Genomic DNA, 12,373 nt, shown 5'->3' on the forward strand with positions numbered 1-12,373 from the left:
ATGGCTCGATAGGCTTGATTTGATCCAGTAATAGCAAGATTGTTACGGACAAACTCAAAAGCATACACAAAACACAATGTCTTGACTTGGAACAAGGCCCAACCGGAGAAAGACGGTTGGGCAATACCTGTCCTCATGACGCCGAGCGGCGTCAGGACAAACAAACGTCCTCAAGTCGCCGATAGGCGATAGGACACCTAATATGTCTCGAGGTTTTTTCCCGGTTTGGTGGTCATAGCACAAGCGAAACACCCGGTCCCATCCCGAACCCGGCCGTTAAGCGCTGTCGCGCCAATGGTACTGCGTCTTAAGACGTGGGAGAGTAGGTCGCTGCCAAACCTGGTAAAAACCTCAAGACATCAAACTGTATCTCTCGACCACGATAAAACGCCCCACATCAAAACAATGCTGGGGCATACTATAGGCCCAACGCGATCAATATCGCCCAAAGCCAAAACAATCGCCCAATTCCACACACGGAAAACAGGCAAAATACTGTCGCGGGATGGAGCAGCCCGGTAGCTCGTCAGGCTCATAACCTGAAGGTCGTAGGTTCAAATCCTACTCCCGCAACCAACAAGAACGTACCGCCACCCTCAGGGGTGGCGTTCTTGTTTGTACCAAGCGCCAAAATCCCTGCCAATGCCCCCACCAGCGTCACGTCTGTCTCACCCCGCTTGATACCAGCGCGCACCTCGATGCGGTCAACGAGACTGCGGATGGATGTCATCGCCTCCTCGCGGGTGTCTTCGCCTGACAGCAGCAGCGCCAGTTCACTGACCTTCTTCCGGTACAGCTCCGCATAATTAGGATGAAAATCCACGACCGGTGAAATTGCCGTCCGTTTCTGCTGGGCGAGAATGTGCGCCTTGCGGTCCTCCAGCTTCGTGAGTTCTGAACGGACGGATTCTGGTGCCCCATCTCCCGAGGTTATGAAGGAGATAAGGCGAGCGATGCCGCGCTCCACGTCCGCCAACTCTTTTGTGAAATCCCGCTGTGTGCTCTGCCGGGCCTTCTTCAGGCGTCCAAGTTCGGCCTTCAGTTCGGTCGTGAACTCAGCGATCAAAGCGTCATTGCCGACAAGGATTCGACGCAAGCCGTCCAGCACGCGGTTCTCGACCTCTGCCGCGGCGATGCCAAAGGCCGCCTCGCAGGTGCCTTTCTCGCGGCGTGCCGCGCAATAGTAGCGATCCTTGCGGGCGATGGTCATATTGCCGCCGCAGCAGCCGCATTTTACCAGTCCAGTGAGCAGGCGTTTCTTTGTTTGACGCTTGTTCCCGGCGTGGCTGGCATACCGTGACTTGAGCGCTTGTGCCTTTTGCCAAGTATCGTCGTCAATGATCCGAAGATCAGGCACATCCGTGGTTATCCAGTCTCCGGCTGGGTTCACTCGCGACCGTCTTTTGCCGCTATCGGGGTCTTTTACGAAGCGTTGCCGGTTCCAGACGAGACGCCCGATATACATCTCGTTGTTAAGGATGCCGTTGCGCCGCTGTCGGCTACCGTGAATCGTCGAGGCATTCCAGTCCCCTCCGCGTGGGCTCGGAAAGCCATCCCGGTTTAACCCGGCTGCGATCTTTCGGGCTGACCGCCCCGAAACATACTCCAAGAAAATACGTGCGATGACTTCGGCTTCCGCGGGTACAATCTCACGTTCCCCAGTAGCGGCAGTGCCATCAGCCAGCAGGCGGCGCACCACACGATAGCCATAGGAATTTCCGCCGCCAGAGAGGCCTTGCTCTACACGACCGCGTAGTCCGCGCCGCGTCTTCTGGGCCAGGTCTTTCAGAAACAGGGCATTCATTGTGCCCTTAAGGCCGATGTGTAACTCGCTGACAACGCCCTCAGCCAGGGTGACGAGCTGAACGTCGGCATACTGCAACCGCTTATAGATCCCGGCGATGTCTTCCTGGTCCCGACTGACCCGGTCGAGCGCCTCAGCTATGACCGTGTCGAACCGCCCCTGACTAGCATCTGCAAGAAGCGCTTGAAGCCCCGGGCGGGTCTTCATCGAGCCGCCGCTGATGGCCGCATCCGTATAGATTTGAACGGTCGTTCCACCCGTTCCTCTGATCTGCTCTTCGCAGATGCGGATTTGGTCCTCGATCGAGGCCGGGTTCTGCAGATCCGTTGAATAGCGTGCGTAGATGGCGGCTCTCATGTGTCTGAGTCCTCATGGTCTGATGGCCGATATTGAAACGGCGCATGCTGTTTACGCAAGCTCTGAAGAGATGCCTGCAATTTGCTGCCTGCTGCGATCTGCTGCGCCTGGATGTAGTGTTTCTCGGTCGTCCGGGGATCGGCGTGGCCCAGAATAGGTGCTGCAATGCCGATATGTTTGGGATCGCTCAGGGCGACGCTGGTCACGGCGCAATCTCGAAACAGATGCGGGTTGATGTGTTTTCCAAAGGCACGTTTGGTTGTGCTGGATATGCCGGACTGCACCGCCCTGCATGTCATTGGCCGACCATAGCGGGTGATCCAGAGCCGATCCGAGATGGCGTGACCCAGAAGCAGGGGGCGAACAACCTCAAGATATCGGTCCAGAAAAGGCGCCAAAATGGCCGGGATGGGCATCTCCACCGGGCGGCGGCCCTTCATCTCAGGACCGCTGAACCGCAAGTCCCGCCCTTCTGAGTGCTTAACGAGATGTCGACCGATCTCGATCATGCTCAGGTTCCGCACGCGCATCGTTGGACAGCTGATCAACAAGCCGACCATCAGCGCATTCCTATAATCTGTAAGGATATCCTTCCTCGGGACCTCTCGCTCGATACTGGTCATGCGTGCAATGGCCCAGTCCAGGATCTCGTCGGCGGGGCGCAGTCGGCTGTGTTTGTCCCGGCTGTCCCTGGCGGTTGCCTCAAGCTTGCCAGTGAGGCGCCGCAACCACGTCCAGTCACCCTCCGGATCGAAGGCCTGCGCTACGATCTTTAATCCTCTTATGTATCCGCAAACTGTCATAGGAGAGACTTGGCTTTGCAGTTCCGAGAGGTAGGAGCGGACGGCCTCACGGGTGATCCTTGATGCCGGCTTTGCCAGGGGATCAAACCCACCGGCCCTGATCCGAGACGTCAGCCAGCGGCCATAATTGTTGCGGCATATGGTTTGGGTCGCCAGAGACCAGTGATGTCCGGGACCCATCGTGCCATCGAGCAGGTCGCCTGGTGCGAGAGCCGCCTCCCAGGCCGCGCGATCGCCGTCCGGCCAGTCTTTGAGCTTCAGTTGCCGACGTGCGGGATCCTCAAGGGGGTGTTTCATGCTGCACCCCCTTTGCGGACCTGCTGGAGCGACGCCTGGTAATGCTCTATCGAGGCTTGTTGTTCAAACTGGGCATAGGCCTTCATGGCCGTTCGCAACTCATTGTTCAGCACATGGCTCAGCGTTACGAAATCCCCGGGCTGAACCAAGCTATGGATCTTGCCGGCAATACTCCGGAAGAGATGGGCGTTAATGTCCAGCCCGATATGCTCCCGGATCGTCACTTTGATCAGGTCAGACAGGCTGTTTGGGGTTTTTGGGCCCCCGTTCTGGGCTGGAAAGAGATATGCTGAAGGGCTGCCCTCCAGCACAGGCCGTGCGGTCGCAAGATAGATCTCGACCAAGGTGTTTACCCTTGGAGGCAGAATGTAATTAAGGGCCTTCTCGTTCTTCACTTCTGTCGCGGGCACATGGATGTGGATCTCGCGCGCGCGGCCACGTCCAATCGGGCGCAGATGCCGGTCGATATGCAGCGCGGAGAGATTGCCGATGCGCATCGGGGCATTCAGCAAGATCTCGATCGCCAGTCCAGCTTGCAGTGTCAAGGCTGCTCTGCGGGGATTGCGCATCTGGTGAGCCTTTTTGACTAGTGCGGCGGGTAGATGCAGGAGCTTGGCCATGTTCTGAGGATCATCGAGCTGAAGCAGCCGCAGACGGTTCTTCTCGCGCAGACCATCCGCATCGCGACCCAGACGCTTCACCAACCCACTGAAGGCCTTCAATTGTGCCACATCGCCTTTCAAATGATGTCGGGCGACTGCCTGAAGGCACACGGCTACGCCCTTGATGGCTTCCGTCGGTTTGTCGTCGAACCGCGCCATCATCCAGCGCAGCGCGCGTTTGACGTTGTCGAAATCAACCAGCACCGCGAGACTGGTGACCTGCTCGATCGGCATGCCCGAGTGCACCAGAGCGGATGCGGCTTCGCGCAGCTGAAACCTGCGATGCTTGATGGTCGCCGGCCGCAGCGGTTTGGCCGGACTGTCGTCATCGAGAAGATCCGGCTTGGCAAGTCGATCAATCCAGCGTGCGACATCTTCTTGGAAACTCAGCGAGAACTGCTCAATAGGAATTGTCCACGGGACTTTCGTCGGCGGCAGGGGGCTCAGTGTTGCCGCGGGCCAGCCAGTGATCTCGTTGCGCATGCGGTTCCAGGCTCGTATTGCGTCAGCCACTTTGCGTCTGGGGTTCACTTGAAAACTTTCCTCGATGAGGGTGGTCAGCAGACCCTGCACCTGAGCATCGCTGACGGCTTCGGGCTCAATGCCGAGGGCGCTGCAGTATCGCGCGAGTTGTGCCAGGCGCCACCGGTCGTGCTGGTCGGGGATCTGGTCAATAAGGGTTTGCCAAGGTAGACTTGGCGAGCGCAGCCAATCGGCTCTAGCGCGGGAACACCCGACCAGTTCAAGGGCCTTGATGGCGTCGCTCTTGATGTTCGACAGGCGCTTGGGCGTGATGTTGTGGACCTTTGGCGCCACCTTGAGCAACCGGGTGTGCAGCCAGTTGATGTTTGCAGGAACACGCTCAGGGGGCCGACCCACCAGACGTGCAACTGTGCGCAGGGCGGACTTCATGTCCCGTAGGCGTGACGGCTTCAGCTCCGCAACAGAGTCCAAGCGCAGGATGGCCTCGCTGAGCATCGGTGTGGTCTCTGCGACAAAGGGGCTGGTGGTCGGGATCTTTGTTGTACTCTGTTGCATCGGGAGGCCTTTCATCTGGTCTGGTTTGGTCACGGGTGGTCTCGGGTGGACAACAGGTCCGTTTCGGGAAAGAGTAGCACAATAATCCCAGCTGGATTGTGCGGGCACGCTGTCCCGACATTCCCGTAAGGCGTTGACAGATAACGACAATGCTGGACAAATGTGGTCATCGGCTCATCCGGTCGATAACGAAGGCGTCGAGGTCGCGATGACGGATCCGCCACTGACCTCCAAGCTTCGCCGCAGGCAAATCACCAGCCTCAATCCAGCGCCGAACTGTCTTGTCAGAGACCCCGCAGAACGCCGCGACTTCCATGATGTCGAGCAGCGGCTCGCGCTTGAAGTTGGGTTTACTCGGCATGATCGTCCCCTTCGCTTGACAGAGGAGCCTGATGCTCCTCGCCCGATTGGGGAGTGGCTGCTAAAGCCTCAACGGCAGCTGCACGTGCCAACAGCCGGACCAGCCCACGCAGTGTCTCATCTGCGCGATCTGTGCTCTGTTGGTGTGAAACTTCCCGGCGCATCGGCCACTCCATGTTTTTGCTCGTCGTGGAGCAAATTTATGGCGTGACGTCCTCGTGGTCGCGGATAGACGATTTTCCGTTTTGGAAAATTGCCTATATTGCCTATCTAGGGGTCATCTGATTGTGAACCGAATAGTTCTGAGAAGCGCCTTCCGATGCGATCGATCTTCTTCTTTCGATCCTCTATGTCTCGCAATCGATCCTTTAGAGACTTGTATGATGCTCCCGTTGGTTGTGGCACGCCCGGAAGACAGAACACTTCATTGGCGACGTACATAAATGGCGTCGGCGGCGGGAACCCTTCAATTCCTTCCTCGATTTTAGGCTCCTCCCCGGTCGAACGGCGCCACCAGTAAACAAAAAACTCCACCAGGTACTCTCGAGATGTATCCACCAGAAAGGGTTCATCGCGTGGCTTGGTCGTCAGGTTTTGGACCAGAGCCTCCAGGCCGCTCCGAAGGTCATCCAGAGCGAAAAAATCGTCATTCAAAGGGTTTCCTCTCAAGGCATGCTCGACAATCAGTGTCAGTCCGGCCTCGTCTGCTTCTTGCAGCGCGGCAAGGAGTTTTTGCGTTCTCTCGGAGATCCGACGAAGCTTGGTGACTTGACCCTTGTTTACAAAGCCGCGCAAAAACTCGGCCTTTCTCTTGTAAGCGGCAAGGATCGGTTTGAGTTTTTGCCAACTCTCGGCGTCAATCTCCGGCGCCGCCTCTTTGAAGTGTTTCCTGAGGCCGCTTTGAACACGGCTTTGAAACTCTTGAGTCAAGCTGGGGAATACGTCTTGTGTCATATCAATTATACCTAGTGAACTTGGGCGTCGGGGAGAAGCCATGACTGGTCGAGGTGCTACAGCCTATTGTAACAATACCGCCTCCACTGTAATGTCATACCTGCATCAAGAGTGGGCGCTGAGCCTGCACCAACCTGCTGACCCAGCAAGGTGGTTCCCCTCTAGGGAGATGCGGCCGAAGATTAGGCAACGAAAGGGTCTCCCATGAGACACGCCATTCAATACAAGACTCGTGTCGCTAGGATGCGCACGATGCCGATCTTTGGTCTTTCTGTTAATTTTGCAGGAGGCGAAGACACATGGCACAGAACCATCCCCCGAGATTTGATCAGACCACGCGAACCTTATTCCTGAGGCTGACGATTGCGCGTGCGATGACGCCACGCATGCAGAAACGGCTTTATGCCCTACGCGAGCTTGAACGCCTGCTTGCCATCGCGGCCGACGGTCATCAACTTGGCGTGCGCGGCTTTCTTCTGAACTCTCTTGGGAAAGATTACCCCGTCAGCAAGAGGGCTATGGATCTCGAGCTACGCGGGTACGGACCTCAGCGCTTGGTCGAGGCCGCCGAACAGATAGAACTCAAACTCTGGGTGCAGCCTCATGCGCATCGCAAGGGCTAGCTACAGTGGCGCGGTCGGCGCAAGAAGAAGTGAGAAAACGATGAGACTACGAGACCTTTGGTGCGAGCAGGATGGGCCCGCGCAGCCAATCGATGAGGGCGTCTGGACACGCCAGAGAGATCGAGCGGAGATGAGAAGCATCAAGAAGAGTCTGCGGGCGCTCCGCAAATCACATGCAATGCAGACCCGACTGCACGGTGGTGCTGCGCGGGAGCGATGAACTGCGTACCAAAAAAACTAAATACAAAGGGTCTCGGAGAGTGTCCGGTCTCCTGTGTAAGCAGATGATTGCGGCGCACTGCGTGCTTGAATGCTGGTCAAGGAACCCGATCAGCAAGTGCAAATAGTAGCTTAATTTACGCCAGATCCTGTCGAACTAATGGGGAGTAGCTCAGGTTGAGCGTTTTGGCGGTGGCCCGCCTCGCGGCACGAACGGCTGCTTCTGCGGCACGTCAGCCAGTAACGCCAATCAGGCCGTGTTCTTCGACCTTGACGCTGCCGACTCTGTCGATCTGCTGGCCGCCGCCGATGCCACAATCTTTGCCGAGGTGGACGCAACGCCGAAGATCATCCGCTCTCTCGCCATCAACAAGTCGCCCGCGCTTCTCGCCGTACCCAACCCGAGCCCCCTGCACATCCAGCGTGCAGAGGTCATCGCGCAGTCGCCTGATTTCAGAAGCCGCGTGTGCAAGGCGCTGGCCGCGCGCTTCCCAAAGGATCCAGCAGCCCCACTGACCCCAGTTGAAAAGCAGATCTTCGGCGGGTTCTACAGCCACGCTGACAAAGCCCTGCTGACTGAGTTCCAGCGCGCGGACTGGCGGCGGCGTCAGGAGATTACTGCGAGCCTCACCGACGCGCGCCTGCTCCAGCTGGGTCGACGTCTTGTCGCGTTCCATGCACCTGCGCTGCTCTCTCCGGAAGAGCATGGCCAATTCGACGCGTGGCTTCGTGAGCGCAGGTCTGCGCCCAATGCGCCGGACACCGAATGGACGGGCTTGGCGAAAGCGCGGGATGCTCTGGGTGAATTGCGCGCAAAGGCAGGGGTTGATCAGGGATTGGTCGTGGAAATTGAAGCTTATCTGCAACATTTCGAACCTTGAGCGCTCTCGGGCAGAGCCGGCTTCCCGGGCAGCGCGTGGTCGTAAGGTGCAGGCAAGGCGTGATTTTCAGGATGTTGGAACAAGGCTGAAGTTGTGCCTATAGTTTCCTACTGAATAAATATGGTATGTGCCGCGCTCGGGCATAATCAGACCCCCACGGCAGAGCGGAACATCTGCTGTTGGAAAAAATATAATTTCTGGAAGGACGACACTGCATGGCGAGGTTTAATCCACATCATAACAACAGCAAACTCTATCCCGCGATGCGCGAGTTTGCGGCGGAATGTCTGTTGCGCGATGGATCACTGTTGCAGCCTGGGCTAACGCTCTGGACGTCCGAGAACCTGGAAGAGCTTGATCGTTCATTCGTCCAGAACCCAGATGCAGGTGACGGCACATACTATGTCAAACTTGGGCAGCAGGTTGGGGCTGGCTCGCCTGATAGTCGCAAACTCATGGCCGAGCTGCACTGGCTGCTGTTCGTTTTCCCCAGCGACATGAATGCCTCGACGAAAGTCGAGCGGATCAAAGAGATGTGGGCTTGGTCCGGCGAAGACCTGCCCGATGACGTCGCTTTCCTGAATCATAACATTCTCGAAGGTCTCGGCCATACGGGGCAGGCCTACAAGAACCACAGATGGCGCGAATTGAGCTTTCTGATCGGAGCGCTTCAGCTCTGGAAGAAGCTGCCGCCGGATCAACGCGAGGAAAATCTCGCGCAGTCAAACCGGTTCACCGCGTTCCTTGACGCCGCGCCGGGGGTAGAAGGGCGGCAATTGCGCCATATCCTGCCGCATCTTCTGTTTCCTGACGAATTTGAGCGCATTTCCAGCCCGCGTCACAAGCGAGAAATCCTTGAAGGCTTCGGCGTGGTCACCCGTCGGGATGCCAACAAGATGGACACGGCCTCACTCGATGCAGCCATTGAGGAGCTGCGAAAGAAGCTCGACTCTGAGCATGGCCGGGCGATCGACTTCTATGAGCCAGATATTGAAAGCAAGTGGCGGGACCGCGGGGCGACCTATCTGGTCAGTTGGAACCCCGCAAAGTGGGACTGGCAGTCCTTCGCGGAAGACCGCGCTACCACGGTTGCGGGCGAGACTGTCACGCATCCCTGGCGGACCAGCTCGAAGAAACCGAAGGTTGATGACCGGGTATACCTCCTCCGAACGGGGCAGGATCCACGCGGGGTGATCGCCCGCGGCAGGGTGGCTAAAGCGCCTTACCCCGACACCCATTGGGACAAGGCGCGCGCGGAAGCTGGCGAAACTGCTGATTTCATCGATGTTGAATTCGAGGATATCCGAGATCCAGCGCAGGATGCCTTCGTGCCGTTGGACATGTTGACCAGCAAGATCGCGGGTCAGGACTGGACCCCGCAATCCTCGGGTATCCTGATCAAACCTGCTGCGGCCCGAGCTTTGGCACGCCTATGGGAAGCGGCCGAACCGGCCGAGACGGTTATCGAGACAACAGCTAGGGTTGGCGCAGCTATGGCACAAAATCTCATTCTCTATGGCCCGCCCGGCACTGGAAAAACCTACAGCACGACAGCCGAAGCCGTCCGCCTGTGTGGTGAGCCGGTGCCAGCTGACCGCGGCGCGTTGATGGATGTGTATCAGCGCCTGTTGGCGGCGGGGCGGATCGAATTTGTGACCTTTCACCAGTCAATGGCCTATGAGGATTTCGTCGAGGGTCGGCAACCTATGACTGGGGCCGACGATGGAGAGAGCACGGCTTCAGCCGGGTTCAGGCTCGAAGCCGTGCCCGGAACATTTCGACGTATCGCAAAGCGGGCTGAGACCAGTCGAGGGCGCGCATCAACTGCAGACAGTGTCCAGATCGCCGGACGGCAGGTGTTCAAAATGTCGATCGGCGAGGCGAACAATCCAGAGGATGCCCATCTATTCGAGGATGCGATCAAGGGCGGGTACGCGGTGCTCGGATTTGAGGATATCGACTGGAGCGACGAAAAATATGCCAGCCGGGAGGCCATTCTTGATGCTTGCAAGGCGAACAGTGCGCAGAGCGGTGAGATCGATGGCCGTTCCGGCGCAGTTCAGATGCCGTTTCGGTTTCGTAACTGGATCCGCACCGGCGACGTCGTCATCGTGTCGAAGGGCAATTCTAAGTTTCGTGCGATCGGCCTGTTCACAGGCGGATACGAGTTCGCGCCGCGACCGGAAGGTGACTATGCCCATCGTCGCGCGGTTCAGTGGCTCTGGGTGGATTGCGAGGGTGTCCCGATCGATGAAATCTACTCGCGCCGGTTCATGCAGCAATCGATCTATCTACTCTATGACAGCGAACTGAACGTGCCAGCTCTCGAACGCTACATGAACAGCCAGCACGTCGAAGGGCCAGCTGATCCAGAACCCTTCGTCCTGATCATCGACGAGATCAACCGCGCCAATATCTCGAAGGTCTTCGGGGAGTTGATCACGCTGCTGGAACCCGACAAGCGACTCGGTGAGCCGAACCAGATCAAGGTGCGTTTGCCGTATTCGGGGGATGAATTTGGGGTTCCATCGAACCTGCACATCCTCGGCACGATGAACACAGCCGACCGGTCGATTGCGCTGCTGGACATGGCATTGCGGCGGCGTTTCATATTCCACGAGTTGATGCCCAAACCTTCAGTTCTCAAGGATGCGGCGAAGCGCACCGGGATCGACCTGCCGCTCTTACTGACCACGATCAATGATCGCATCGAGTACCTCTACGACCGCGAGCACCAGATCGGGCACGCCTATTTCACCGGCTGCGCAACACCCGCCGATGTCGACGAGGTCATGCGCCACAAGGTGATCCCGCTTCTGGCCGAATATTTCTTCGAGGATTGGGCCAAGATCGCTGCTGTGCTGGGCGATCTGGAAACGCATGACCACGACATCAGCGGCGGGTTTCTGAACCGCTCGGCGCTCAAAGCACCGCCGGGGCTCGATAATGGTGAGGCTCTGCCCCGGTTTCGTTGGTCGGTTCGCAGCGTGGATCAGGGTTTCGATTATGCGCGGCTGCTGGCACAATGATCCGGCGCACCCTGCGTGAATGGCAGCGCATCGGCTACGGGAACGATGATGAGGATTCGATCCCCGAGGTGCTGGCCGACAGGATCGCGACCATCGCGCAGCGGTCTGCCTTCGCGGGCCGTGGAGGTGAAGGCGTGCTGGAGCACGGCCGCAAGAGCCTGCGCGCCCGTGGCGTGGTGGGTGTCATCGCAGCGCAGGGGTGCCAGCTCGAGATTTTGCCGAAGATCGAAGGGCCAGGTGAACGCAAACCCCATGACACCGACCTGCGCACACGGCTCATCCACATGCTGGGGGTCGTGCACCACCTGCCCATCGATGCGGGGTCCATGGCGCAGCTTGGCTGGCAACGGGACACCGTATTGGAATTGCTGATCCGGCTGTTCTGTAGACGGCTTGCGGATGCTGTGCGCCAAGGCATGCCCCGGCGATATCTGGAGCATGACGATGACCTGCCTTCGCTGCGCGGGCGGCTGGACGTCACGCGGCAATTCTCGCGACACGCCGTTGCGCCCCAAAAGCTGGCTTGCCGTTTCGATGACCTATCCCCTGATATCGCACTGAACCGAGTGATGCGCGCTGCCATCACACGCCTGCAGCGCCTGGCTCAAGCACCAGACAATCAGCAGACGCTGCGCGAGCTCAGCTTCGCCTATGCCGATGTTACCGATGTGCCGGTCAAGGCTTTGCGCTGGGACCTGATCACGCTTGATCGAACCAATCAACGCTGGCGCGATCTTGTGTCCTTCGCACGGCTGTTCCTGTCGGACCGGCATCAGCAGACCAGCGCAGGATCGGTCGATGGTCACGCGCTGCTCTTCGAGATGAACACCCTGTTCGAAAACTATGTCGCCCGTCTGTTGCCCCGCGCATTAGCCGGCAGTGGTCTGCGGGTCGTAGCACAAGGCGGCCATCGAGACTGTCTGTTCGAAGGAGAGGCAGGCCGATTTCGGACGAAGCCCGATGTGATCATCCGGCAGGGTGAGCGGGTTGTGATGGTCATCGACACCAAATGGAAGCGGATGACCCCGCAGATCGACGATCCGAAACAGGGTGTCAGCCAAGGGGATGTCTATCAGCTGATGGCCTACAGCCAGCTTTACAATTGCCCGAATGTCATGCTGCTTTATCCACACCATGGTGAACTACCGCCCGATCCGATCTGCACGCTCTATGCAATCGGGGCGAAAGATTCCGAGGCGATCCTGTCCGTGGCGACATTGAACGTGACCGGCCCGTCGAGCAAACACGTGAAGGATTTGAAGTGCTTGACGAAGCAATGCCTTTCCCAATTCATGCCCGCGTGACCCATGCCCGGCCGTCCTGCCATGAACACCCGCACTTGCAGG

Annotated in this window: 8 protein-coding genes, 1 tRNA gene, 1 rRNA gene, 1 pseudogene and 1 riboswitch; of the genes and pseudogenes, 6 read left to right on the forward strand and 5 right to left on the reverse strand. The window is 58.2% G+C overall.

Going from position 1 to position 12,373, the window contains the following annotated elements:
- Positions 1-224: 224 nt before the first annotated feature.
- Positions 225-339: ribosomal RNA gene (rrf, locus tag VR71_RS12245) — 5S ribosomal RNA — on the forward strand.
- Between the two features lie 160 nt (positions 340-499).
- Positions 500-576: transfer RNA gene (locus tag VR71_RS12250), tRNA-Met, on the forward strand.
- Here the strand turns inward: VR71_RS12250 and VR71_RS25015 are convergent.
- From VR71_RS25015 to VR71_RS12275, 5 genes are all read right to left on the reverse strand, one after another.
- A complete protein-coding gene (locus tag VR71_RS25015; RefSeq protein ID WP_296430375.1) occupies positions 533-2,161 on the reverse strand; it encodes a recombinase family protein in 1,629 nt (542 codons plus the stop codon). The two genes, VR71_RS12250 and VR71_RS25015, sit on opposite strands and share 44 nt — an antisense overlap.
- Complete coding sequence (locus VR71_RS25020) at positions 2,158-2,784, reverse strand: site-specific integrase (protein ID WP_296430340.1); 627 nt, start codon at positions 2,782-2,784, stop codon at positions 2,158-2,160. Before VR71_RS25020 ends, VR71_RS25015 begins: the two co-directional genes overlap by 4 nt.
- A 473-nt stretch (positions 2,785-3,257) precedes the next feature.
- Positions 3,258-4,994, reverse strand: coding sequence for a hypothetical protein (locus tag VR71_RS12260; RefSeq protein ID WP_296430342.1), 1,737 nt, complete (start codon positions 4,992-4,994; stop codon positions 3,258-3,260).
- Between the two features lie 133 nt (positions 4,995-5,127).
- Entirely contained in the window at positions 5,128-5,322 is a 195-nt protein-coding gene (locus VR71_RS12265) for a helix-turn-helix domain-containing protein (protein WP_045684340.1), read from the reverse strand.
- Positions 5,323-5,591: 269 nt separating this feature from the next.
- Entirely contained in the window at positions 5,592-6,275 is a 684-nt protein-coding gene (locus VR71_RS12275) for a hypothetical protein (RefSeq protein WP_045684344.1), read from the reverse strand.
- Between the two features lie 97 nt (positions 6,276-6,372).
- A riboswitch (SAM-I-IV-variant riboswitch) is annotated at positions 6,373-6,479 on the forward strand.
- A 95-nt stretch (positions 6,480-6,574) separates the two neighbouring features.
- On the opposite strand from VR71_RS12275, the gene VR71_RS12280 reads away from it, so the two are divergent.
- The 4 genes and pseudogenes from VR71_RS12280 (at position 6,575) to VR71_RS12295 (ending at position 12,331) form a co-directional block, all read left to right on the forward strand.
- Positions 6,575-6,898, forward strand: coding sequence for a hypothetical protein (locus VR71_RS12280; RefSeq protein ID WP_045684347.1), 324 nt, complete (start codon positions 6,575-6,577; stop codon positions 6,896-6,898).
- A 470-nt stretch (positions 6,899-7,368) separates the two neighbouring features.
- Positions 7,369-7,998 (forward strand): annotated as a pseudogene (locus VR71_RS12285) (exodeoxyribonuclease I); the annotation flags it as partial.
- A gap of 215 nt (positions 7,999-8,213) precedes the next feature.
- Complete coding sequence (locus tag VR71_RS12290) at positions 8,214-11,027, forward strand: AAA family ATPase (protein ID WP_045684349.1); 2,814 nt, start codon at positions 8,214-8,216, stop codon at positions 11,025-11,027.
- Positions 11,024-12,331, forward strand: a complete 1,308-nt coding sequence (locus VR71_RS12295; protein WP_045684351.1) for an McrC family protein — start codon at positions 11,024-11,026, stop codon at positions 12,329-12,331. Before VR71_RS12290 ends, VR71_RS12295 begins: the two co-directional genes overlap by 4 nt.
- Positions 12,332-12,373 lie beyond the last annotated feature (42 nt).

The organism is Roseovarius sp. BRH_c41, from assembly GCF_000961715.1.
Classification (GTDB): Bacteria; Pseudomonadota; Alphaproteobacteria; order Rhodobacterales; family Rhodobacteraceae; genus Roseovarius.